This window comes from Parvularcula dongshanensis (genome assembly GCF_014199615.1).
Lineage (GTDB): Bacteria > Pseudomonadota > Alphaproteobacteria > Caulobacterales > Parvularculaceae > Parvularcula > Parvularcula dongshanensis.
In genome coordinates, this window is sequence record NZ_JACHOB010000002.1 from 216,048 (window position 1) to 238,458 (window position 22,411).

The window sequence follows — 22,411 nt, forward strand, 5'->3', positions numbered from 1 at the left end:
GCGCCTACTCCGTCCGAAGCCGCACGAGCTCTTCGGAGGCGTCCTCGGCGTGCCGCTCGGAGTAGAGGAGGCCGAGGGCGATCAACTCGCGGACGGCAGAGGAGCGGTTGTCCGCACGGTTGTCGAAGCGCCAGTCATCGATGTTCGTCAGCTCAGAATCCGTGACCAGGATCTGAAGCTTCGAGAGACGTTTCTCGTTCGACGATGCCATGAGGCGCTCTAATCCCGTCCTTGCTTGTCCTGCCGCCCGTTCGCAGGGCACCGGCTAAGGGCCCGGCTTGTGTTCCTACGCCCGGCGGGCGTCAAGGCAATGCACGACCGCAGCCCTAACGTTGTCCGGTGTGTAAGGCTTTGAAATAACGAAGTCCGGCTCGATTTCCTCGCCCTGGAGGACGCGATCCGGATAGCCGGTGATGAAGATGACCGGGCAGTCGTGTTCTTGGTGGATTCGAAGCACGGCATCGATGCCGGTCGCCCGCCCGTCGAGGTTGTAATCGGCGAGGATGACGGCGGGGAGCGCTGCCCGCGCCGCCCGGACCGCCTCGTCCGCCGACCTGGCTTCGCCCGCGACATCGACGCCCATCCGCTCCAGGATGCCGCGCAGATCGGCTGCGATGAGCGGTTCGTCCTCGACGATTACCGCCCTCGGCGCACCGTGCACCACGAGCGCCTCCCGCGCGCGGCGGAGCGCCTCGGCGGGCGCGGCGATGCCGACGATGCGTCCCGCCTCGGCCACGGAGAACCCCATGACGTCGACGAGCAGCAGCACGAGCCGGTCGTCGTCCGGCGGCGTCGGCAGTGCGTTCAGAAGCGCGCTGTCGGTGAACGGACGGCCGCCACTCGCCGCGGCCTTGCGGGCGAGCGCCCGCCAACCGGCGAGGAAGATGCTCATGAGGTCGGTGACCGAGGCGCTCGAAGCGCGCGGATCGACATCGACCCGCGCCATGGTGAGGCGCATCATCTCGTCGCCGATCAGCCGGTCCGCGAACACGGCACGGGAGAACTGGCGAAGAACGCCGAGGGGTGGGCGGGTCGCGATGCTCACGCGGGGGCCTCTTCTAGTCGCCGAGTTGAGATAGACACGCGGCTCAAAGAGCAAAACATGCGGCTGACAGGGGGCAGCGCAGAGAGCCGCCTACGGCTTCCGCCCCTTCCCTCGCAGCGTCCTTGTCGACTCAGCATCATAGTTCACTTCGCTGAGTCGAGTGGGCTCGACAAGTGCCTGTTCAAAAGAACAGTCGAGGGCGTCATGATTCGATCACCTCAGCCAAGTTTTGCTGTCCGTTCCCACGCGTCGAGGTAGAGGGTGGAAAAGTCGCACAGTGCTTGCAACGCCGGCCGGTCGACGAGCCTGACCTGCATGCGCTGCCGTTCGATGAGGCCGCTGCGTTCGAGTTGGCTGAGCACCCTGCTGACGTGAACGTAGGACAGGCCGAGCGCGTCAGCGAGGCTGGACTGGCCGATCGGCAGGACGAAGGCATCGTCGCTCGCCCGCCCCGTGACCCGCAGCCGCTCGTACAGCTCGAGAAGAAGGTGGGCGACCCGTTCGCGTGCCGAGCGCCGCCCGTTGCGCACGATCTGCTCTCGCAGGATCGCCTCCTCCTGCACGGCGGCCCACCAGAAGGCGAGCGCCAGCGGCGAGGCACCTCGGAAGAGGTTCAGCATCTCGGTCTTGTCTAGCTGCGCCGTCGTCAGCGGCGTCAGCGCCGTGACCGTATGGTCGGCGGGGCGGCCGGTGAAGACTTGAAGGTCGAAGAGGTCGCCGGGCAGCATGAAGTTGACGATCTGCCGCCGGCCGTCGGACAGGCTGATCGACCGGCTCGCCCAGCCATCGACGACGACGAAGGCGCCGCGCGCCGGCGCCCCTCGCTCGACCACGACCTCGCCGGCTTCGTGACGCTCCACCGACGTGGCGATTCCGGCCAACGCCGCGCCGGCCGCATCATCGAGCAAGGCGCCGCTGACCAGGCGAGAGAACAAAGCGTCGGTCGGGCTCACGCGGCGTCCTCGCTCCGATTGGCTGAAAGCAGGCGGTCCGCCCCGAACGGGGCAATGCCGAATTGCCCCGAACCTCGCTTCTACGTCAACAGCTTGGCCCCCCTCGCCGACCGTCTTTGGCGAGTCCGGCGCCCCGACGGCACAGGTCACGATCCCGCGTTCCGCGCCCACCCTACCCGGCGCGCCGCCTTGTCACGCCGTGAGAGCAGGCCTTAAGGCGCCCTCGCCTTCGCGCTTGCGGCACGCATCATGAATGCTGTCGGGTGAGCCTACGATCAACTTCCCCTCGTGAGACCCTTTACTATGTCGGATCGATCCCTGACCCACCTCGACCGCCTGGAGGCGGAGAGCATCCACATCTTCCGCGAGGTCGCAGCAGAGGTCGACAAGCCCGTCTTCCTCTACTCGGTCGGCAAGGACAGCTCGGTCATGCTGCACCTCGCGCGCAAGGCGTTCTATCCGAGCGTGCCGCCCTTCCCCTTCATGCATGTCGATACGACCTGGAAGTTCCAGGAGATGGTGCGGTTCCGGGACGAGACGGCCAAGAAGCTCGGCCTCGACCTGATCGTGCACATCAACGAGGAGGGCCGGAGCCAAGGCGTCGGCCCGTTCACGCACGGCTCCGCCTACCACACGGACGTCATGAAGACGCAGGCGCTGAAGCAAGCGCTCGACAAGCACGGCTTCCAGGCGGCCTTCGGCGGCGCGCGGCGCGACGAGGAGAAGTCCCGCGCAAAGGAACGCATCTTTTCCTTCCGCGCGCCCGGCCACCGCTGGGATCCCAAGAACCAGCGCCCCGAGCTCTGGAACATCTACAACACGCGGATCCACAAGGGCGAGACCATCCGGGTCTTCCCGCTGTCGAACTGGACCGAGCTCGACATCTGGCAGTACATCTTCCGCGAGAACATCGAGATCCCCGGCCTCTACTTCGCGGCCGAGCGTCCCGTCGTGAACATGGACGGCACGCTGATCATGGTCGACGACGACCGGATGCCGCTCGAAGGCATGAACGTCGAGACCAAGTCCGTCCGCTTCCGCACGCTCGGCTGCTACCCGCTGACGGGCGCGGTCGAGAGCAAGGCCGCGACCCTGCCCGAGATCATTCAGGAAACACTCCTCGCCACCTCATCCGAGCGCCAAGGCCGCGTCATCGACAGTGACCAAGCCGCTTCGATGGAGAAGAAGAAACAGGAAGGCTACTTCTAATGGCCCTCACCGACCAGGACCGCGCGCTGATCGACGAGGACGTCGTCGCCTACCTGCAGCGCCACGAAGAGAAGTCCCTCCTCCGCTTCATCACCTGCGGCTCGGTGGACGACGGCAAGTCCACCTTGATCGGGCGCCTGCTCTACGACGCGCAGATGCTCTACGAGGACCAGATCGCCGGCCTCGACGCGGACTCGAAGAAGCACGGCACGCAAGGGCAGAACATCGACTTCGCCCTCCTCGTCGACGGCCTCGCCGCCGAGCGCGAGCAGGGCATCACGATCGACGTCGCCTACAGGTTCTTCTCGACCGAGCGGCGCAAGTTCATCGTCGCGGACACGCCCGGCCACGAGCAGTACACGCGCAACATGGCGACCGGCGCCTCGACGGCGGACCTCGCCATCCTGCTGGTCGACGCGCGCGCAGGGCTGATGCCGCAGACCAAGCGGCACAGCTTCATCTGCTCGCTGCTCGGCATCCGGAACGTCGTCCTCGCGGTCAACAAGATGGACCTCGTGGACTACTCCGAGGACCGGTTCCAAGAGATCGAGCGGGACTACCGCGAGTTCTCGAAGAACCTCGGCTTCGGCGAGATCCTCTGCGTGCCGCTCTCCGCGCTCGCGGGCGACAACGTCACCGAGCGCTCGAAGAACACGCCCTATTATGACGGTCCCGCCCTCCTCGAGCACCTCGAGACGGTGAGCACCGAGGTCGACACCCAAGCCCCCTTCCGCCTGCCCGTCCAGTGGGTGAACCGGCCGAACCTCGACTTCCGCGGCTTCTCCGGCACGATCGCCTCTGGCAGCGTGAGGCCGGGCGATCCCATCATCGCCGTGCCGTCTGGCCGCCGCTCGACCGTCGCGCGCGTCGTGACCATGGACGGCGACCTCGAAGAGGGGATCAAGCGGCAGGCCGTCACCCTGACGCTGACCGACGAGATCGACGTCAGCCGCGGCGACATGATCTGCGGCAAGGACTCGCCCGCCGAGCAGTCGGACCAGTTCCAGGCCAAGATGATCTGGATGGCGGACGACGAGATGCTGCCGGGCCGTCAGTACGTCTTCAAGACGGCGAACCGGACGCTGCCCGGCGTCGTCTCGGCGCTGAAGAACAAGATCGACGTCAACACGCTCGAAGAGCGCCCCGGCAAGACGCTGGCGCTCAACGAGATCGGCGAGGTGAACCTCAACCTCTCCGCGCCGATCGCCTTCGATCCGTACCGGGAGAACCGCCAGACCGGCAGCTTCGTCGTCATCGACAAGCAGACCAACGCCACGGTCGGCGCGGGCATGATCGACTACTCGCTGCGCAGAGCCGCCAACGTGCACTGGCAGGCGCTCGAGGTCGGAAAGGCCGAGCGCGCCGCGATCAAGCACCAGAAGCCCGCCGTCCTCTGGTTCACGGGCCTGTCGGGCTCGGGCAAGTCGACGATCGCGAACCTGGTCGAGAAGCGGCTCCACGACATGGGTCGCCACACGCTGATCCTCGACGGGGACAATGTGCGGCACGGCCTGAACAAGGACCTCGGCTTCACCGATGCCGACCGGGTCGAGAACATCCGCCGCGTGGCCGAGACCGCGAAGCTGATGCTCGACGCTGGCCTCCTCGTGATGACGTCGTTCATCTCGCCCTTCCGGGACGAGCGCCAGATGGCGCGCGACCTGATGGGCGAAGGCGAGTTCATCGAGGTGCACGTCGACACGCCGCTCGAGGTCGCGGAAAGCCGCGACGTCAAAGGGCTCTACGCCAAGGCGCGCTCGGGTCAGCTGAAGAACTTCACCGGCATCGACTCCGAGTACCAGACGCCCCGCAACGCGGAGCTGACGATCAACACGGTCGACATGACGGCCGAGGAAGCCGCCGAGAAGATCGTCGGCTACCTCGACGAGAACGGCTACCTCACGGGCTGATTCACCGGCAGGCGAAGGGCGGCGGAGAATCCGCCGCCCGGCCTGTTCGTCAGGGTCAGCGTCCCGCCATGGACCTCCGCCACCCGCCGGGCGATGGCGAGGCCCAGCCCCGTGCCGCCCGTCGAGCGACTTCTCGAGCCCTCCCCTCGTAAGAAGGCCGTGCCGGCGCCGGCCAGAAAACCGTCCGGAAGGCCGGGGCCGTCGTCGGTGACGGTCAGCACCGCCTCGTCCTTCTCCTGACGGAGTTCGACGCGGCCGCCATTCGCGTAGCGATGCGCGTTGCCGACGAGGTTCTGAAGAGCCCGGCGGACCAGGACGGGATGGACGGCCGCACGAACGCTCGGCAGCACGCCCAACGTGACCCGCTCGCCCGCGGCCCGCGCCGTGTCCGCCGTCTCCTTCGCGAGCGCCGCGAGGTCGGTCTCCTCGGCATCGCCGCTCGGCGCGCCGAAACGCGCGAGCGTCAGCACGTCCTCGAGCATGGCCTCGGTGTCGCGCAGGCTCGCGATCATCTTTCCCCGCAGGCGCTCGTCCTGAACCTGCTCGGCCCGCAGGCGCAGGGCCGTGATCGGCGTCCTGAGGTCGTGGCCGATCGCGCCCAGCATGGCGTCCCGCTCGGCGAAGAGCGCGGCGATGCGCGCCTGCATGGCGGTGAAGGCCGCGGTCAGCTGCCGGACGTCCTCAGGACCTTGCTCCGGCAGATCCGGCGGCGGCGCGCCCACTCGATGCGTGCGGGCGGCCTCGGTCAGCGCGGCGAGCGGCCGGGCGATCCTGCGCGCGAGCCATAAGACCGGCAGAAGCACGATGAGGTAGAGGAGCCCCGTTTGAAGAAGGAGCGGCGCGATCGCGACGTCGTCACGCCGGCGCAGGGGCACGCTGGCATGAACCCAGCCGCCATCACCCTCGACGGCGACGGACACGCCGCGCCGGGTCTCTCCGCGCCACTCGATCGGCGTCCGCACGACGCGCACGGCCCGCGCGTCGCCGTCCTCAGACAAGGTGTCCTCCGCGACCCGTTCGAGGCGCTCCCGGCGTTTTCCCTCCGGTCCGGCCCCCGCCTGGACGAACCGGCCCCGCCACCGGCTGCGCAGGCTCGGTCTGTCCTCGTCGAGGCGCCGGGCGAGGACGCTCGCGGCGAGGGTCGTCGCCTGCACCTCGGCGGCGTAGCGCCGGCTCGCCGCCAGCAGGCCGAGGTTCACCGCCTGCGCGGCGAAGAGCGCGAGCGCGAGGAGAACGGCGAGTTGAACGCCGAGCCTTCTCGGCCAGAGCCTCCTCACCGCCTGACGACGCTGGCGGCTAGCGTGTAGCCGCCACCGCGCACCGTCTTGATGATCCGCGGCTCCTTCGGATCGGGCTCGATCTTGCGGCGAAGGCGGCTGACCTGGTTGTCGACCGCTCGGTCGAAGGCATGGGTCTCGCGCCCCTGGGTCGCGGCCAGGAGGTCGTCGCGGCCGACCACGCGCGGGGCGGCCTCGGCCAGGACCTGAAGGAGCGAGAACTCGCCGCCCGTGAGGTCCACCGCCTCGCCGTCCGGCGCGACGAGACGGCGCTCCGCGACGTGCATGACGAAGCCCGCGAAGTCGTAGCGCCTCGCCGCGCCGTGCGGCGCGCCCCGGCGCAGGACGGTTCGAATGCGCGCGAGGAGTTCACGCGGCTCGAACGGCTTGGCCATGTAGTCGTCGGCCCCGACCTCGAGCCCGACGACCTTGTCCATCGGGTCGCCGCGCGCGGTCAGGAGGATCACCGGCAGGGACCCGTTCGCGCGTATCCACCGGGTCAGCGACAGGCCGTCCTCCCCCGGCATCATCAGGTCGAGGACGGCCAGGTCGAAGCTCTCCTTCGCGATGAGCGCCCGCGCCTCCGCGGCGCCCGGCGCGGTCGAAACCCGGAACCCCTGGCCGAGAAGGTACTCGGCCAGGGGTTCCAGGATCGAGGGCTCGTCGTCGACGACGAGCAAGGAGGAGCTCGCCTCCGTCAAGGTCAGTCGCGCTTTCCGCGGTGCGGTCGCGCTGCACGCATCTCCTCGCGGGTGACGAGGCCGTCGCCGTCCGCATCCATCTTGGAAAAGCGCTCCGCCGTCCGCGCGCGCGTCTCTTCGAGCGAGACGAACCCGTCATCGTTCTCGTCGAGGCGGGCCATGAAGCCCTCGCCGCCCCGGCCCTTACGCTTGCCTTCCCACTCCTGCGCGCGCTCGTCGAAGCGTTCGGCCGCCTCCTGGCCCCGCTTCTCGGCGATCCGCTCGCGCATCTTCGCCTTCATTCGAGCGTGCGTCTCCTCGCGCTCCTGAGCCGAGACGTAGCCGTCCGCATTCGCATCCACCTTCGCGAAGCGCGCCTCGGCGGCCGCCTGCATCTCGGCGAGCGAGAAGGCGCCGTCACCGTCCGTGTCGATCTTCGCCCCGTGCCCGTGCTGCCCCGCGAGCGCCGTCCCGGCGAGGAGGAGAGTGGCGATAGTCCCTGCGATCATCGTCTTCATCGAGCGATCCTTTCCGGTTCGACTGTAAGGAACGATCTAACCGGCGTCCTTCGCAGCCGAATGCCGATGCGGCGTCTTCGGGTCGCGAAGTGTAACCGGAAGACGCCGCGTGGCGAGCGGAATGATCGGCCTTCGTCCCGGCCGCCGCTTGATGGCGGCCGGGACGAGCGGGGTTCCTAGCGCCAGGCCCCTTAGCTCACACCTACTGACCCCAGACCGTGACGTTCGCGCTGCCGCTGCTGCCGTAGCCCTCGGTAGCGAGGGTCTGGTAGCGCCAGGTCGAGCCGAGCGGCAGACCGGCCGCGGCCCAAGCGGTCGCGTGGTTGTTGAAGGTGATCGTTCGGTTCTGACCGGTGGAGACCTTGTTCCGGCGTATGCTCCAGTACTGGTAGAAGGTCTGATTGGGACCGACGATGCTGTCCGCGTTCACGCGCTGATTGCGGTAGACATCGTACCAGGCGCCGTCGCTGTAGACCTCGCCGACGCGCGTGCCCTGGGTCGGGCGCCACTCGCCCCAGGTGTCGACGACGTAGTACTCGACGAGCGGGTTTTCGGTCCAACCGTAGAGCGCGAGCCAGCCGTTTCCGGGGTTCCACGAGCCGAGGTTGTAGCCGACCGTGCGGTAGCGGCTGCCCGTCGCCCAGCCCTTGCCGCCGACGAAGTCGCCGCGCTCCCCGACCGGCCCGGTGGACTGAAGGCTCCAGCTCGCGCCGTAGTTTCCGCCGCCGTACTGGTCCGTCATGTTCAGGCAGGCGCTGCCTTTGCGGTAGTAGGTCGAGTAGAAGAAGCCGCTATTCGTGCCCGTCGCGTCGGCGTCGCAGACTTGTTGGGTCTGCGCGTAGGCAGGCGCGCCGAGCAGCAAGAGCGATGGAGCGACGGTCGCCGCGACGAGGGTCGATAGTCTTTTCAGCATGGTTTCCTCCCTTTTGCTGTTATCACCGCACTGTTTTCAGCACGGGCCGCACGAAGTTTATCGTGTTCAAGAGCAATAGAGAGAATACGCGCGGACGATGCTCGTCCGACCGCCGGTCCTTTCGACGTTTCCTGCCACTTCTTCTTCGTTCGACTTTCAAGTGCTAGCGCTAACAACTTTTTGGGTCAAAGGTCGGCCGCAGTTCGCGCGAACGAAAAGACACCTCACCCTTGCGGATGACGCATGCAGGCGGCCGGCCGCATAACCGTCCTCCTCCTACGGCCGGCTGAGCAGCCGGCGTTCACTTGGGCGAAGACACGCGTTGACAATCGCGCCCTGCCTTCGGCATAGCGGTGCCCTTCGGCGGAGTAGCTCAGCTGGTTAGAGCAGCGGAATCATAATCCGCGTGTCGGGGGTTCAAGTCCCTCCTCCGCTACCATCCCCCTCGCTACTTTCCGCTTACGAAACCGGGCTAGGACGGACCCATGTCCGAAACGCTCGACACCCTCGGCGCGACCAGCGCGCCACCGCACTGCCCTCGCACCGGCCTGATCGAGGGGTTCGCCGTGGACGCCCGCGGCGTCGCCACCCCTCTCTCCCGCCAGGAGCTGATCGACGGCGATGGCGTCACGCCCCCCGAGGGCGGCTACCTGTGGCTGCACTTCGCCCTCGAATGCGCCCGCAGTTGGCTTCCCGGTCACCTGGACCTCGACGAGGCGACGCTTCGCCTCCTCCTGGCCGAGGAGACGCGGCCGAGCTGCGTTCAGCACGAGGACGGCTTGCTCATGAACCTGCGCGGCGTGAACCTGAACGAAGGCCGCTCGCCCGAAGACATGCTGAGCATCCGCATCCACCTCGCGCCCGGTCGCCTCATCACCGTCCGCAAGCAGCGGTCGCGGGCGATCGAGGATATCCGGCACGAACTGCGCAAGGGGGCCGCGCCGCGCGATGCCGGCTCTCTTCTTCTCCGCCTGATCGGGGGGCTGACCGACCGGCTGGAACCGGTCGTCGACGCTCTTTCCGACCGGGTGGACGCGCTCGAGGAGCTCTCGCTGCGGGCCGACACCGAGGACCTTCGCGGAGAGCTGTCGGCCATGCGGCACGACGCCATCGTCTTTCGCCGCTACGTCGCACCGCAACGCGAGGCGGTCACGCGCTTCTCGATGAACGAGGCGGGGCTCCTTTCCAAGAAGACGCTCCAAAGCGTGCGCGACGAGGCCGAACGCGTCACCCGCGTGGTCGAAGAACTCGACATCACCCGCGAGCGGGCGGGCGTGATCTACGAGCAGATCGCCGCCCGCCGGGCCGACGAGATGAATCGGAACATGATGATCATCTCGGTCGTCTCGGCCGTCTTCCTGCCCTTGAGCTTCGTCACCGGGCTTCTCGGCATCAACGTCGGCGGCATGCCGGGGGCGCAGTCCGACGCCGCGTTCTGGCTCGTCTGCCTTCTCTGTGCGGCGCTCGGCGTCGCGCTGCTGCTCGTGTTCCGCCGCATGGGCTGGTTGTAGCCGTTAAGCTGTGAACAACTTTCCCCGCGACGGCGTTACGGCACGCCGCTTGCGAAGCTAGACTTCGTTCAGTCCTGTGCCCCGGCCTTGCACTCTCCGAGGGCATCGGGGGCCCGTCCGAACCGGACGGGCCCCGAGGCTGAACCATCGCGACAGCAAACGAGCCTAGACAAGCCGGTGCGAACCGGAACACTCCTTCGGACGATCTGGAGGACGTAATGGCCGACATCTTCAGCCTGGACGGGCTGTTCACCCTCTCAAACCTCTTCACGCTGTTGATGCTGGTCCTGCTCCAAGCCGTCCTCGGCTTCGACAACCTGCTCTACATCACCATCGAGAGCCGGCGCGTCCCCGCAGAGAGACAGCGCTTCGTCCGGCGGGTCGGGATCGGGCTCGCCGTCCTGTTCCGGCTCGTCCTGTTGTTCGTCATCCTGCTCGTCTTCCAGCAGCTCCAAGATCCGCTCTTCTCGATCGAGACGCACCCCTTCACGGCCGCCTTCACCGTAAGGGTGCTGATCACCTTGTTCGGGGGCGCCTTCATCATCTGGACCGCTATGAAGGAGATCTTCCACCTCCTCTCGGTCGACCATCTCGAGCACGAAGAGACGACGGCGAAGCGGACGGTGGGCGGCGCGCTGTTCTGGATCGTCACGATGAACCTGATCTTCAGCTTCGACAGCCTCCTCTCCGCGATCGCGCTGTCGGAGGTCTTCGTCGTCCTCGGGATCGCGATCGTCGCGGGCGGCGCGCTCATGGTCTGGCTATCCGATCACGTCGCCGCCTTCTTGGAGAAGAACCGTGCCTACGAGGTGCTGGGGCTCTTCATCCTCTTGGTCGTAGGCGTCCTCCTCCTGTCCGACGCCGGCCACTTGGCACACATGTCGTTCTTCGGCTTCGAGGTGCAGGCGATGTCGAAGGCGACGTTCTACTTCGTCATCTTCGTCATGGTGTGCGTCTCGGTCGTTCAGAGCCGTTACCGCACCAAGCTCCTCTCCCAGCGCTCGGAGGCCGCGCGGATGGGCGTGCCGACGACCGAACCGAACGTCGGGATCAGCGCAGCGAAGGGCTGATCAGTCGGCGGCCGCGCAGGCCGTCTGCCAGTCCGCGAGGATGCTCTTCACCAATCGGCCGGACGGCGTGAGCGCTTCGTCCGGCCAAGGCCCCTCGGCGGGCGTGCCGGGGCGGAACAGGGCCGCGCCCTCCTGCTTGTCCGAGACGGACCAGTTCGCGTGCGAGAGGCAGTTCTCGCGCATGAAACCGACCCAGTCGCGCGTGGAGGCGGTGTCCGGCGCCCCGTCGCCATCGGCGTTCACGGTCCCCCACTCGGTCACGAAGATCGGCAGCCCACCGTCAATCGCCGCCTGCGCGCGCGCCCGCAGGCTCTCCTTGTGCGACCCGGCGTAGAAGTGAAGCGTGTAGAGGACGTTCTCCTGCCCCTCGATCGGGTCGGCGGCGGCATCGTCGACGTCTTGCGACCAGGTCGGCGTGCCGACGACGATCGGGTTGTCAGGGTCGACGGCACGAATCGCGCCGATGACGCGCTCGGCGTAGGGCTTGATCGTGGCCGACCAATCCGCGTCGTCGAGCGGCTCGTTGTAGACCTCGTAGATAAGGTTCGGCGCGTCGCCGTAGCGCTTCGCCATGTCGGTGAAGAAGGCGACCGCTTCGTCCGGATGATCCTCGGCATGGTGCGAGTGCCAGTCGAGAACGACGTAGACGCCGGCGTCGATCGCCCCCTCGATCACAGCCTCGGCGCGCGCGCGGTTGCCTTCGGGATCATCGATCAGCCCCCCGCCCGCATCTACGCCGATCGCGGCGCGGACGAGGGACACCCCCCAGTCCTCGGCGAAGCGTTCGACGACCGCCGGATCGTAGAACCGCTCCTGCGCCCAACCGGTGTTCGACCAGAAGAAGCTCACCCCGGCGAGGGAGACGGGGTCGCCTTTCTCGTCCACGAGCCCGCCGTCCTCGACCGAGAGAGCCCCGTGCCGCTCGACCGGGGTCCGCGCCTCCTGTGCGAGGGCAGCGGGCGCCGCGGCGGCGGCGAGCAAGGACGGAAGGGCGCGCAAGAGAAGAGACATAGGCAGGCTCCGATCGGAACCGTCCCCTTACTCAGGACGGAGGCGGACCGCGAGTGCCGAGGTCAGTCTTCGAGGTCCGCCCACCAGGCCGCATAGGGCGTGTTCTTCGGCGCCCGGCGGCTGTAGTCGGGCGCGCCGTCGCGCCACCACACCGGCCCTCGTTCTCCGAGCGCCACCTTGGCCTTCTGGACGGCGGCACGAGCGGCGGCGGTCTCGTCGCTCGTCTGCGCGTCGCGCACGGCACGGCGAGCCCGCATGAGCGCGCCGACTTGCGCCTTTCGTGTCTCTTCGGGGAGGTTCGGGTCGGTCCGCCGCCAGAGCACGCCCTTCGCGACGAAGTAGCGGCCGTCGGGCGTCACGGGAAAGTCGCTCATAGAGAAAGGGCGGCCCGTGGGCCGCCCTCTTCGTTCCGTCAGTGGCGCTCGATCAGGCCCGCATCGGCGAGCAGCTGGTCGTAGCGGGTCTGATCCTCGAGGATGTCGAGGGCACGATTGAGCTGGCAGTCTTCCTCTGCCGGGCACTCGACCGCTTCGACGAAGAGCGCGGTGGCGTTCTCCTCGGCCTGCTCTTGCTTCTTCAGCTCGGCCTGGCCGTCCAGGAGGATCTGCTGGCTGGTCGTCAGCGTGTCGCCGCCGATCTGATCGTCCGTCGCGGTGGTCTCGTCCGGAATGGCGCTCGGCACGTCGAGGGCGCCGCGCAGGTCCGCTTCGGAACGTCGCTCGGCGGGGCCGTCCTGGCCGGGCCTGGTGATCGGCATGACGATGTCGGGCACGATCCCGAGCGCTTGGATCGAACGGCCGGAGGGCGTGTAGTAGCGGGCCGTCGTCAGCCGCAGCGCGCCGTTCATGCCGTTGGCGAGCGGCAGCACGGTCTGGACCGATCCCTTGCCGAAGGTCTTGGTGCCGAGCAGCAGGGCGCGGTTGCGGTCCTGGAGCGCGCCGGCGACGATCTCGGAGGCCGAGGCGGAGCCGCCATTGACGAGCACGACGATCGGCTTGCCCCGAAGCTGGTCCCCTGGGGTGCCGAGTTCGCGCATGGAGTCCTTGGCCCTGCGGCCGCGGGTCGAGACGATCTCGCCGCCGTCGAGGAAGGCGTCGGAGACGGCGACCGCCTGGTCGAGCAGGCCGCCCGGATTGTTGCGCAGGTCGATGACCAGGCCTTTGACCCCGCCCGACTCCTTGTTCATGTCCTCCAGCGCCGCCAGCAGCTTGGCTTCGGACTGCGCGGTGAAGCTCGCGAGGCGGAGGTAGCCGAACTTTCCGCGCTCGACCCGGCTGACGACCGGGTTCACCGTGACGACGTCTCGGACGAGCGAGAACTCGAGCGGCTCCGGCTCGGTTTCGCGAACGACCTTGAGGTCGACCGAGGTGCCCTTGGGCCCCTTCATCAGGTTGATCGCCTCGGTCAGCGTCATGCCGAAGACGGTCTCGCCGTCGATCTCGTAGATGAGGTCGTTCGGCTCGAGCCCGGCGCGGGCCGCCGGCGTGTCGTCGATCGGGCTGATCACCTTGACGAGGCCGCGCCCCGGATCCTCGGTCTCGAGCGTCACTTGGATGCCGAGGCCGGCGAAGGAGCCGCGCGTCTGCTCCTGCATCGAGTCGAAGTCGTCGCGCGGAAGGTAGCTCGAGTGCGGATCGAGGCTGGTCAGCATGCCGGAGATCGCGCCTTCGATCAGCTGCTCGTCCTCCGGATCCTCGACGTAGTTCTCGTGGACCTGCTCGAAGACCTCGCCGAAGAGGTCGAGCTGGCGGAACGTGTCCGCGTCGAAGCCCGAGCGCGCGAAGCCCGTCGTCAGGAGGGCTGCCGTCACAGCGCCGCCCATGACGGCCGAGACCGCCAAGGCCGGCACCGAGGCACCGCGCTGCATCGAAGACTTGGAGGCGGACTTTCTCATCTGGGCTGTCCCCGGCTTTCTTCGTAGATAATGTGGCATGGCATACGGACCTTAGCAAAGGGTGGGCCGCGCCGACCGACGTGAAACTCGTGTCACGGAAGCGAGATCGAACGCCCGCTTGGTTAACGAGGCCTTACCGACAGCGTTAACAAAGCCTTAGCCGCCGCCCGGCCGCAGCCAAGGTTCGGGGTCGAGGACCTGTCCGGCCCGCCGCAAGTGCAAGCGCAGCGTGCCCCCCGCCGGCGGCATGTAGCCGAGGGGTTCGCCCGGCCGCACCCGGTCGTCGCGCCGCACGGTGAACTCGCCGAGGCCGATCAGGACGAGGGTGTAGCCGTCGCCGACGTCGAGGATGACGATGTTGCCGAGGGCACCGTAGGGTTTGGCCCATTTCACGACGCCGCCGAAGGGCGCTGTCACGACCGCCCCGCCCCGGGTCACCAAGCTCAGTTCCTGAGCCCGACCGCCGCCGCGCAAGGTATCGCCGAAGCGCTGCACGATCCGTCCCGACGCGGGAAGCGGCAGGCGCTCGCGCGCGTCCGCGAAGCGGTCCGGCAAGCCCGCGTAGATCTCGGGGGGCGGCAGGTCGGTCGGCGCCGGCCGGAGCGACGGGGCCGCCGGTACGGGACGCCCCTCGTCCCGCCGGCTGATGCCTTCGATCAGCCCCTGGAGCGTCGTCGCCTCGGCGGCGAGCGCGGCGTCCTCCCGCTCGATCCGGCGAAGGCGGGTCACGTCGGCGGCCTGTCGCCGCTCCCGGTCGGCGAGCTGTTCCTCGAGGAGGCGCCGCCGCTCCGTCAGCGCGGCCTCCGCCCCGGCCAGCGCACGCTGCTCACGCTGGGCACGGGCACGGATCTCCTCGATGCGTGCCAAGTCGGTCTTGAGCGCCTCGATCTCGTCCGTGAGTTCCGGCGTCACTGCGGAGAGGGCGATCGCAGCCATCGCGGCGCGGTTCGCGTCGTCGGGAGAGACGGCGAGCGCAGGCGGTCGCGTCCGCTCGAGGTTCTGAAGCGCTGCCAGGACCTCCGACACGGCGCGGCGCCGTCCAGCGAGCCGTTCGGCGACCTCGGCGCGCTCGCGCTCGGTTCGCGCGAGCGCCACCTCGGCAGCGGTCGCCGCGGCCTCGGCCTCCTGAAGGCTCTCGGCGGTCCGGACCAGGTTCGCCTGAAGCTGCCTGAGCGCTTCGGCCGCCGCGGCGGTTCGCGCCCGCAGCGCCTCGGCGTCCTTCGCCTTCTCCTCGCGCAGCTGCTCGATCTCGCGGAGCCGCTCGGCCTCGTTCGCGTCCTGAGCGAAAGCGGGGCTGAGAAGAAGGAGGAGGACGAGCAGGAAGCGCACCGCCGCCCTGCCTAGCTTGGGCCGGGGCGCCGCCTCAATGCCCAATCAGTCGCGATGATAAGGATGGCCCGAAAGAATCGTCGTCGCGCGGTAGAGCTGCTCGGCCAGCATCAGCCGGACGAGCATGTGCGGCCAAGTCGCGCGTCCGAAGGCGACCCGCGCCGCGACCCGAGAGCCGAGGCTGTCGAGCAGCGACGAATCGAACCCGTCCGCTCCGCCGACGAGGAAGGCGAGAGAGGCCGCCCCCGCCTCCCGCTCCCGTCCGATCAGGTTGGCGAAGGCGCGGCTGCCGACGTCCTTTCCGCGTTCGTCGAGAAGAACGACGCGGGCCTTCTCGGGCAGGACATCGAGCAGGAGTTGGGCCTCGCGGGCCTGACGCGCAGGCCCCGAGAGCGCACGCGGCGCCTCGATGGTTTTCAGGATGGGCCCCGTCAGGCCGAGCTGCCGTCCGGTCGCTTCGGCACGGGCGAGGTAGTCCGCCGTCGCGCCCTCGAACGGATCACGTCGTCCGGCCGCGACGAGAAGGATCTGCACCTCGAAGAAACCTTCGCGTCAGTGCGGAAGGCCGGTGTCCTCACCCGCATCGGTCGACGGCGCGCCGGGTCCGTCCGCCGCGGCGTCGCTGCTGGCGGGCTCGTAGCGTTCGGGCGCCCAGATGCGTTCGAGACGGTAGAAGTCGCGGACCTCCGGACGGAACAGGTGCACGACCACGTCGCCCGCATCGATCAGGACCCAGTCGCAGGCCGGCAGCCCTTCCGCCGGAACGGTGCCGTATCCCGCGTCCTTGAGGTCGCGAAGGATCTTGTCGGCGAGCGCGCCGACGTGGCGTTGAGAGCGGCCGGAGGCGATGATCATCGCATCGGCGATGTCGGACTTGCCGGTGAGGTTGATGGAGACGACGTCCTGCGCCTGATCCTCGTCGAGCCGCGACAAGATGATCGGCAGCATCGGGGCCTTGTCGGCGGCGGCGTCCAGCCCTGCATCCGCCACGAGGCGGAGGGGCGCGTCATTGGCGGCCTTGTGGGCCCGGGGGGAAGCGATCAGGGATCTCTCCAGTCGTAACGCCGCCGAAGCTTGGCGACCTCTCCAAGATAACAGCCAAGACGGCCGAAAAGAAGGGGTCTTGCCGAGAGTTGAGAAAAGACGCCCTAGTGCCCTTTTCTTCTCAACAGCTTGAAGCTTCGCGGCGGCGAATCTCGGTGGCGCTGCGGGCGTCGTGCACGGCCGGAAGGTAGGCCCAGGCGGGGGGCCGGCAGCGCGGGAGCGAGGCGACGTCTGCTTCGCGAAGGCGATACTGGCGCAATGCGTGGGCCGAAGGGCTCGTGAGCGCCGGCATCGCCTGGCCCGGGCGGCTGACGACCAGGAGCGGAAGCGTGTTCGCGATTCGCCGCCAGTGCCGCCAGCGGTGAAAGCTCGCCAGGCTGTCCGCTCCCATGATCCAGACGAATCGCACCCCGGGATGGCGCCCCGCGAGCGCGGCAACGGTGTCGACGGTGTAGCGGGTCCCGAGGCGGGCCTCGGCATCCGAGGCGATCATCGCCGGTCGCCCCTTCGTCATGGCCCGAACGCGGGCGGTGCGTTCTGGCAGCGACAAGTAGCCCGCCTGCGCCTTCAGCGGGTTTCCCGGGCTGACCAGCCAGACCACGGCGCGGAGGTTACAGGCACGGCGCGCGGCCTCCGCGACGGCGAGGTGACCGCCATGGGCTGGGTTGAACGACCCCCCGAAGAGGCCGACCGCGTCTTCGGGTGCGAAGCGGGGCAAGCCGTCGGTCACGCCGCCGCCCCCTGCCCGTTTGACCGCGCCCCGCCCCTGGGCTTGATAGGCTCTTCTCCGAAGCTGCGCGGTTCTTCCATGTCGATCCTCGTCACCGGTGCGGCAGGCTTCATCGGCGCCGCCGTCTGCCGGGCGCTGCTCGACCGCGGCGACGAGGTGATCGGCCTCGATTCGCTCAACGCCTACTACGATCCGGCCGTGAAGCGCGCCCGCCTTGCCACGTTCGAGGATCGGGCGGGCTTCCGCTTCGTCAAGGCCGACCTCGCCGAGCCCGGTGTGCTCGCCGGGTTGCCGGACGGGATCGACCGGGTGGTCCACCTCGCGGCTCAAGCGGGCGTGCGCTACTCGCTCGAGGACCCCCTCGCCTACGTCCGGGCGAACCTGACCGGCCATGCCCAGGTCTTGGAGTTCGCGCGGCACCGGCAGGTCCGGCACACCGTCTACGCCTCATCCTCCTCGGTCTACGGCGCCAACGAAAAGGTGCCCTTCGCCGAGGACGACCGCACCGACGATCAGGTCAGCTTCTACGGGGCGACCAAGAAGTCGGACGAGCTTCTCTCTCAATCCTACGCCCGTCTCTATCGACTGCCGCTGACGGGCTTGCGCTTCTTCACCGTCTACGGACCGGAGGGCCGGCCCGACATGGCGGCTTGGATCTTCGCCGAGGCGATCTTGAAGGGCGCGCCGATCCGCCTCTTCAACGAGGGGCGCATGGCGCGCGACTTCACCTACATCGACGACGTGGTAACGGGAATCCTGGCGGCCCTCGGACGCGAGACGGGTGCGCACGGACCCGTCCCGCACCGCGTTTACAACATCGGCAACGACCGGCCGCAGGATCTTGGCGAGATGGTTCGCCTTCTCGAACAGGCACTTGGGCGGAAGGCGCAGATCGAGCTCGCCCCGATGCAGCCCGGCGACGTCGAGCGGACCTGGGCGGACATCACTCGGGCCCGCACGGAGCTCGGCTACGACCCCGTGACGCCGCTTGACGAGGGTCTGGCCCGTTTCGCCGACTGGTTCGCGGCGCGGACGCAATCGTGACCGGCAGGAATTTGCTCTGAGCGCCGGGCGCTGCAACTCTCCTTGCGCTATAGGAGGATGACGCTTGCCCTCGACGCCGCGCAAGGCCCCCGCCTCGCCTGCTTCCGAGCCGGCTGACGCACTCGCCCGATTCAACGCCGTGCGTGCCGCGAGCTTGAGGCTCGCAGAACCGCTCTCCGACGCCGACGCGACGGTTCAGTCGATGCCCGACGCGAGCCCGGCCAAGTGGCACCTCGCGCACACGACCTGGTTCTTCGAGACGTTCTTCCTGAAGGACCGTCTCGGCTACGCGCTCTTCGACGAGCGTTTCCCCTTTCTCTTCAACTCCTACTACGAGGCGCTCGGCCCCCGTCACGCGCGTGACCGTCGCGGCATGATCACGCGGCCGACGCTGGACGAGGTTCGCGCCTACCGAGCCCATGTCGACGAGGCGATGGTGGCCACCATCGAGGCAGGCGAGGTGGATGAAGACCTCCTGGCGCTGGGCCTCGCCCATGAGGAACAGCATCAGGAACTCCTCCTGACGGACATCCTCCACCTCTTCTCGTGCAATCCCCTGGAGCCCGCTTACCGGTCGCCACAGCCGCTCGCGGTCGCTCGGCCCGACGGGGAAGCGGGCTGGACGCGCTTCGAGGGCGGTATCGTTCGGATCGGGGCGGAGAACGGCTTCGCCTTCGACTGCGAGGGCCCCTCGCACGAGGTCCTATTGCGGCCCTTCGAGCTCTGCGAGCGCGCCGTGACCTGCGGGCAGTACCGAGCGTTCATCGAGGACGGCGGCTACGACCAGCCGCGCCTGTGGCTCTCCGATGGGTGGGCGACGCGGCAATGCGAGGGCTGGAACGCGCCCCTCTACTGGCAGCGCGAAGCGGATGGCTTCAGCGTGATGACTCTGCGCGGGCGCCAGCCGATCGACGAGGACGCGCCCGTTTGCCACCTCAGCTACTACGAGGCCGACGCCTTCGCGACCTGGGCGGGCGGGCGCCTGCCGACGGAGGCCGAGTGGGAGACCGCGGCCCGGACGGTTCGCGTCCAAGGCAACGACGCGGGCACGGGCCGACTTCGTCCGGCCCCGCAGACCGGGCTCGACTCCCTGTTCGGCGACGTGTGGGAATGGACCGCGAGCGCCTTCCTGCCCTACCCCGGCTTCCGTGCCCCGGAGGGCGCGGTCGGCGAGTACAACGGCAAGTTCATGTCGGGGCAGATGGTGCTGCGCGGCGGCTCTTGCGCGACTCCGCCCGGCCACGTCCGGGCGAGCTACCGCAACTTCTTCTCACCCGATAAGCGGTGGCAGTTCTCGGGCCTCCGCCTGGCCCGCGACGTATAAGGGACGACATGGACACGACGTTCCGGGACGAGGTCCTGGCGGGCCTCGCCCGTGCCCAGAAGACGCTCAGTCCGAAGTGGCTTTATGACGATCGGGGCTGCGTCCTCTTCGAGGACATCACAAGCCTCGACGCCTACTACCCCACCCGCACCGAGGCAGCGATCTTCGACGCGGCTCTGCCCGAGGTCGGCGAGCGCCTGCCAGGCGCGGCGGTGGCCGAGTTCGGAAGCGGCGCGAGCGTGAAGTCCGTCCGCCTGATCGAGGCGGTCGACCCTGTCCTCTACGTCCCGATCGACATCGCCGAAGACTTCATGTCCGAGGCTGCGGAGAGCCTACGGGCGAAGTTCCCCAAGCTCGAAGTGCTGCCGGTCGCCGCCGACTTCACCGAGCCCGCGGCGCTGCCCGAAGCGTTCCTCGGTGCCGAGCCGCGCTTGGGGTTCTTTCCGGGTTCCACCATCGGCAACTTCGATGCAGGCGGCGCCGAAGCCTTCCTTCGCCGCAGCCGCGAGACGCTCGGACCCGGCGCCTTCTTCCTCGTCAGCGCGGACCTCGTGAAGTCGGAGGACGTTCTCGTCCGCGCCTATGACGACGAGGAGGGCGTCACCGCCGCCTTCAACCTCAACCTCCTGACCCGGATGAACCGGGAACTCGCCGCCGGCTTCGATCCGCAGCACTTCCGTCACGAGGCGCGCTGGAATGGGGACGCCTCGCGGATCGAGATGCACCTCGTCTCCGCCCTGCCCCAGACCGTGACGGTGGCAGGTGAGCGCTTCGACTTCGCCGAGGGCGAAAGCATCCACACCGAGAACAGCCACAAGTACACGCAGGACGGCTTCGCCGCCCTAGCGGACCGTGCGGGATGGCGGACGGAACGGATCTGGACCGACGAGCGGGACTGGTTCGGCGTTTTTCTCCTTCGGAGCTAGCGCCGGACAAGAAACCGTCACTCGAATCGCGAAAGCCCTGCGGGGATGAACGCCCCCTCCCGCCGCTACCGGACGATCTTCATCTCCGACCTGCACCTCGGCAGCCGAGGCTGCCAGGCCGAAGCGCTCGCCAGGTTCCTGAAGGCGAACACGGCCGAGCGGCTCGTCCTGGTCGGCGACGTGGTCGACGGTTGGCGTCTTCGCGCGAAGTGGTTCTGGCCGCAGAGCCACACCAACGTCGTCCGCCGCATCCTGACCGCGGCGAAGCGCGATACCGAGGTCACCTACATCGTCGGCAACCACGACGAGGTGCTGCGCGGCTTCCTACGCTACCGCGTCTCCTTCGGCCGCATCCGGCTTTGCAACCGCATCGTCCACGAGGGCGCGGACGGGAAGCGCTACCTCGTCTTGCACGGCGACCTCTTCGACCGGCACATGTTGGCCGACGGGAAGCTCCTGAAGACCCTAGGCGACAACGTCTACGACCTCGCCGTCTGGTTGAACGTGAAGCTGAACCGCGTCCGTAAGCGGTTCGGCCTGCCCTATTGGTCGCTGTCGCGGCACCTTCGCGACAACTCGAAGCGTGCCGCCGCCTATGTCGAGCGCTACGAAGGGCACGTGGCCGAGTATGCGCATCGAAAGGGCTTCGACGGCGTGATCTGCGGGCACATCCACGTCGCCGCGATCAAGGCGCTTTCGGGCGTCGTCTACATGAACGACGGCGATTGGGTGGAGAGCTGCACGGCCCTGGTCGAGCACCATGACGGACGCTGGGAACTCGTGTCGGAACCCGCCGTCCACGCGTGAGGCCGTCAGCCTTCCAGCACCAGATCGTCCCGGTGTACGACGATCTTCGCCTCCCCTGAGCGAACCGTCTCCTCGCTGCAGCTCGCAAGACCGAAGGCGACCGGACCGTCCGGACCCTCGATCCGCAGCAGATCGCCCGCCTCGAAGCCGCCCGTCGCGTCCCTGACCCCGACCGCGAGGAGGCTCGCTCCGCGGCGGAGCGCAGCCGCAGCGCCAGCATCGACATGGACGCGTCCCGCCATGTGCGCCCGGCTCGATAGCCAGCGTCGCCGGGCGGGCGCGCGCTCGTCCCTCGCCTCGAACACGGTGCACCGGGCGTCGCCGCGCAGGAGGTCGCCGATCGGGGAATCGCTTCGCCCCGAGGCGATGACGACCCTGACGCCCCACCCGGACGCGAGCGCCGCCGCCCTGACCTTCGAACCCATGCCGCCCGTGCCGACGCCGGACCGGCTGACCATGCGCGCCGTGTCGTAGCCGCCTAGCGATTCGCGGGAAACGAAGGGCACGTGCGCGGCGCCCGCTTCCGACGGATCGCGGTCGTAGAGCCCGTCCACGTCGGACAGGAGAACGAGCGTGTCCGCGCCGATCAGGCCGGCCGTCTGCGCGGCGAGGCGGTCATTGTCACCAGAGCGCAGCTCCTCGGTCGCGACCGCGTCGTTCTCGTTGACGATCGGGATCGCGCCCATCGCATGCACTGCCCGCAGCGCGGCGCGCGCGTTCAGGTAGCGGGCGCGGTCCTCGGTCACGTCCGGCGTCAAAAGGATCTGCGCGACCTCCCGTCCGGTCTCGGCGAACGCGTCCTGCCAGAGGCGCATCAGCCGGGGCTGGCCGATCGCCGACAGGGCCTGCCGGGCGGGAAGGTCGGAAGCCGAGCGACCGGTCCTGCCGCGCCCGAGCGCGACGGCGCCCGAGGAGACGAGCGTGGCTTCCGCGTCGAGCGCCGCGAGGTCGCGCGCGAGGCCGGGCAGGCTCGCGCCGCGACCCGATGGCGGGGCCACCAGGGACGAGCCGAGTTTGACGACCAGTCGGCGGGACGATTCGAGGATGGGGCGCAGACCGCTCATCGCGGCTCCGTAGCACGCAAGTGACGACGGCGAACGACCTGCGCCGTGGTATTTTTGCGACGAATCAGTCACGGTTGCAGCATCGGTTAGCAATTACTTGCGTCACCCCATTGCGCCGCACAATCACATGACAGTATCGTATCACGGCCTCG

General features: G+C 68.4%; 23 protein-coding genes and 1 tRNA gene. 9 read left to right on the top strand and 15 right to left on the bottom strand.

Annotation, left to right across the window (positions count from 1 at the left end; translation table 11 throughout):
• Positions 1–4: 4 nt before the first annotated feature.
• The 3 genes from GGQ59_RS06735 to GGQ59_RS06745 form a co-directional block, all read right to left on the bottom strand.
• Positions 5–211, bottom strand: a complete 207-nt coding sequence (locus GGQ59_RS06735; RefSeq protein ID WP_183817017.1) for a hypothetical protein — start codon at positions 209–211, stop codon at positions 5–7.
• 75 nt (positions 212–286) lie between these two features.
• Entirely contained in the window at positions 287–1,045 is a 759-nt protein-coding gene (locus GGQ59_RS15405; protein ID WP_183817018.1) for a response regulator, read from the bottom strand.
• Positions 1,046–1,263: 218 nt separating this feature from the next.
• Positions 1,264–1,998: a helix-turn-helix domain-containing protein gene (locus GGQ59_RS06745; protein WP_183817019.1), complete on the bottom strand. Its 735-nt coding sequence runs from the start codon at positions 1,996–1,998 to the stop codon at positions 1,264–1,266.
• Between the two features lie 303 nt (positions 1,999–2,301).
• On the opposite strand from GGQ59_RS06745, the gene cysD reads away from it, so the two are divergent.
• A complete protein-coding gene (gene cysD, locus GGQ59_RS06750) occupies positions 2,302–3,207 on the top strand; it encodes a sulfate adenylyltransferase subunit CysD (RefSeq protein WP_183817020.1) in 906 nt (301 codons plus the stop codon).
• Positions 3,207–5,117: a sulfate adenylyltransferase subunit CysN gene (cysN, locus tag GGQ59_RS06755; RefSeq protein ID WP_183817021.1), complete on the top strand. Its 1,911-nt coding sequence runs from the start codon at positions 3,207–3,209 to the stop codon at positions 5,115–5,117. The genes cysD and cysN overlap by 1 nt, the downstream gene beginning before the upstream one ends.
• Here the strand turns inward: cysN and GGQ59_RS15410 are convergent.
• The 4 genes from GGQ59_RS15410 to GGQ59_RS06775 form a co-directional block, all read right to left on the bottom strand.
• Positions 5,102–6,394, bottom strand: a complete 1,293-nt coding sequence (locus tag GGQ59_RS15410; protein WP_183817022.1) for an ATP-binding protein — start codon at positions 6,392–6,394, stop codon at positions 5,102–5,104. The genes cysN and GGQ59_RS15410 overlap by 16 nt on opposite strands.
• On the bottom strand, positions 6,391–7,095 hold the full coding sequence (locus GGQ59_RS06765) for a response regulator (protein ID WP_183817023.1): 705 nt from the start codon (positions 7,093–7,095) through the stop codon (positions 6,391–6,393). Before GGQ59_RS06765 ends, GGQ59_RS15410 begins: the two co-directional genes overlap by 4 nt.
• Positions 7,096–7,097: 2 nt before the next feature.
• The gene (locus GGQ59_RS06770; RefSeq protein WP_183817024.1) at positions 7,098–7,592 is read right to left on the bottom strand and encodes a CREC-EF hand family protein; all 495 of its coding nucleotides are present in this window, start codon (positions 7,590–7,592) and stop codon (positions 7,098–7,100) included.
• A 202-nt stretch (positions 7,593–7,794) separates the two neighbouring features.
• Positions 7,795–8,505 (bottom strand): glycoside hydrolase family 11 protein, encoded by a 711-nt coding sequence (locus GGQ59_RS06775; protein ID WP_183817025.1) that lies wholly within the window; start codon positions 8,503–8,505, stop codon positions 7,795–7,797.
• 362 nt (positions 8,506–8,867) lie between these two features.
• Here GGQ59_RS06775 and GGQ59_RS06780 point away from each other — a divergent pair.
• From GGQ59_RS06780 to GGQ59_RS06790, 3 genes are all read left to right on the top strand, one after another.
• Positions 8,868–8,944 (top strand) — tRNA-Met (locus GGQ59_RS06780).
• Positions 8,945–8,990: 46 nt separating this feature from the next.
• A complete protein-coding gene (locus GGQ59_RS06785) occupies positions 8,991–10,016 on the top strand; it encodes a zinc transporter ZntB (RefSeq protein ID WP_183817026.1) in 1,026 nt (341 codons plus the stop codon).
• A 218-nt stretch (positions 10,017–10,234) separates the two neighbouring features.
• On the top strand, positions 10,235–11,086 hold the full coding sequence (locus tag GGQ59_RS06790; RefSeq protein WP_183817027.1) for a TerC family protein: 852 nt from the start codon (positions 10,235–10,237) through the stop codon (positions 11,084–11,086).
• Here the strand turns inward: GGQ59_RS06790 and GGQ59_RS06795 are convergent, their stop codons facing one another.
• The 7 genes from GGQ59_RS06795 to GGQ59_RS06825 all read right to left on the bottom strand — a co-directional run bounded on the left by GGQ59_RS06795 (position 11,087) and on the right by GGQ59_RS06825 (position 17,094).
• Complete coding sequence (locus GGQ59_RS06795) at positions 11,087–12,097, bottom strand: glycoside hydrolase family 5 protein (protein ID WP_183817028.1); 1,011 nt, start codon at positions 12,095–12,097, stop codon at positions 11,087–11,089. It abuts the gene before it with no gap.
• 62 nt (positions 12,098–12,159) lie between these two features.
• Complete coding sequence (locus tag GGQ59_RS06800) at positions 12,160–12,471, bottom strand: hypothetical protein (RefSeq protein ID WP_183817029.1); 312 nt, start codon at positions 12,469–12,471, stop codon at positions 12,160–12,162.
• Between the two features lie 38 nt (positions 12,472–12,509).
• Complete coding sequence (locus GGQ59_RS06805) at positions 12,510–13,991, bottom strand: S41 family peptidase (protein WP_246408514.1); 1,482 nt, start codon at positions 13,989–13,991, stop codon at positions 12,510–12,512.
• Positions 13,992–14,147: 156 nt separating this feature from the next.
• On the bottom strand, positions 14,148–15,320 hold the full coding sequence (locus tag GGQ59_RS06810; protein ID WP_183817030.1) for a peptidoglycan DD-metalloendopeptidase family protein: 1,173 nt from the start codon (positions 15,318–15,320) through the stop codon (positions 14,148–14,150).
• 45 nt (positions 15,321–15,365) lie between these two features.
• Positions 15,366–15,854, bottom strand: coding sequence for a 23S rRNA (pseudouridine(1915)-N(3))-methyltransferase RlmH (locus GGQ59_RS06815; RefSeq protein ID WP_183817031.1), 489 nt, complete (start codon positions 15,852–15,854; stop codon positions 15,366–15,368).
• 18 nt (positions 15,855–15,872) lie between these two features.
• Positions 15,873–16,268, bottom strand: coding sequence for a ribosome silencing factor (gene rsfS, locus GGQ59_RS06820; protein ID WP_183817032.1), 396 nt, complete (start codon positions 16,266–16,268; stop codon positions 15,873–15,875).
• 217 nt (positions 16,269–16,485) lie between these two features.
• A complete protein-coding gene (locus GGQ59_RS06825; protein ID WP_221400921.1) occupies positions 16,486–17,094 on the bottom strand; it encodes a nicotinate-nucleotide adenylyltransferase in 609 nt (202 codons plus the stop codon).
• Between the two features lie 78 nt (positions 17,095–17,172).
• On the opposite strand from GGQ59_RS06825, the gene GGQ59_RS06830 reads away from it, so the two are divergent.
• The 4 genes from GGQ59_RS06830 (at position 17,173) to GGQ59_RS06845 (ending at position 21,195) form a co-directional block, all read left to right on the top strand.
• Positions 17,173–18,138, top strand: a complete 966-nt coding sequence (locus GGQ59_RS06830; protein ID WP_183817033.1) for an NAD-dependent epimerase/dehydratase family protein — start codon at positions 17,173–17,175, stop codon at positions 18,136–18,138.
• A gap of 64 nt (positions 18,139–18,202) precedes the next feature.
• A complete protein-coding gene (egtB, locus tag GGQ59_RS06835) occupies positions 18,203–19,462 on the top strand; it encodes an ergothioneine biosynthesis protein EgtB (protein ID WP_221400922.1) in 1,260 nt (419 codons plus the stop codon).
• Between the two features lie 8 nt (positions 19,463–19,470).
• Positions 19,471–20,388 (top strand): L-histidine N(alpha)-methyltransferase, encoded by a 918-nt coding sequence (gene egtD / locus GGQ59_RS06840; protein WP_183817035.1) that lies wholly within the window; start codon positions 19,471–19,473, stop codon positions 20,386–20,388.
• A gap of 45 nt (positions 20,389–20,433) precedes the next feature.
• Entirely contained in the window at positions 20,434–21,195 is a 762-nt protein-coding gene (locus GGQ59_RS06845) for a UDP-2,3-diacylglucosamine diphosphatase (protein WP_183817036.1), read from the top strand.
• Between the two features lie 5 nt (positions 21,196–21,200).
• Here the strand turns inward: GGQ59_RS06845 and proB are convergent, their stop codons facing one another.
• A complete protein-coding gene (gene proB / locus GGQ59_RS06850; protein WP_183817037.1) occupies positions 21,201–22,259 on the bottom strand; it encodes a glutamate 5-kinase in 1,059 nt (352 codons plus the stop codon).
• Positions 22,260–22,411: the final 152 nt, after the last annotated feature.

Coding starts and splice junctions, on each gene's coding strand:
- egtD (WP_183817035.1), top strand. CDS start 19,471: ATGGACACGACGTTCCGGGACGAGGTCCTGGCGGGCCTCGCCCGTGCC.
- GGQ59_RS06800 (WP_183817029.1), bottom strand. CDS start 12,471: ATGAGCGACTTTCCCGTGACGCCCGACGGCCGCTACTTCGTCGCGAAG.
- GGQ59_RS06795 (WP_183817028.1), bottom strand. CDS start 12,097: ATGTCTCTTCTCTTGCGCGCCCTTCCGTCCTTGCTCGCCGCCGCCGCG.
- GGQ59_RS06785 (WP_183817026.1), top strand. CDS start 8,991: ATGTCCGAAACGCTCGACACCCTCGGCGCGACCAGCGCGCCACCGCAC.
- cysD (WP_183817020.1), top strand. CDS start 2,302: ATGTCGGATCGATCCCTGACCCACCTCGACCGCCTGGAGGCGGAGAGC.
- GGQ59_RS06790 (WP_183817027.1), top strand. CDS start 10,235: ATGGCCGACATCTTCAGCCTGGACGGGCTGTTCACCCTCTCAAACCTC.
- rsfS (WP_183817032.1), bottom strand. CDS start 16,268: ATGCTGCCGATCATCTTGTCGCGGCTCGACGAGGATCAGGCGCAGGAC.
- GGQ59_RS06805 (WP_246408514.1), bottom strand. CDS start 13,991: ATGAGAAAGTCCGCCTCCAAGTCTTCGATGCAGCGCGGTGCCTCGGTG.
- cysN (WP_183817021.1), top strand. CDS start 3,207: ATGGCCCTCACCGACCAGGACCGCGCGCTGATCGACGAGGACGTCGTC.
- GGQ59_RS06830 (WP_183817033.1), top strand. CDS start 17,173: ATGTCGATCCTCGTCACCGGTGCGGCAGGCTTCATCGGCGCCGCCGTC.
- GGQ59_RS06770 (WP_183817024.1), bottom strand. CDS start 7,592: ATGAAGACGATGATCGCAGGGACTATCGCCACTCTCCTCCTCGCCGGG.
- proB (WP_183817037.1), bottom strand. CDS start 22,259: ATGAGCGGTCTGCGCCCCATCCTCGAATCGTCCCGCCGACTGGTCGTC.
- GGQ59_RS06775 (WP_183817025.1), bottom strand. CDS start 8,505: ATGCTGAAAAGACTATCGACCCTCGTCGCGGCGACCGTCGCTCCATCG.
- GGQ59_RS06735 (WP_183817017.1), bottom strand. CDS start 211: ATGGCATCGTCGAACGAGAAACGTCTCTCGAAGCTTCAGATCCTGGTC.
- GGQ59_RS06845 (WP_183817036.1), top strand. CDS start 20,434: ATGAACGCCCCCTCCCGCCGCTACCGGACGATCTTCATCTCCGACCTG.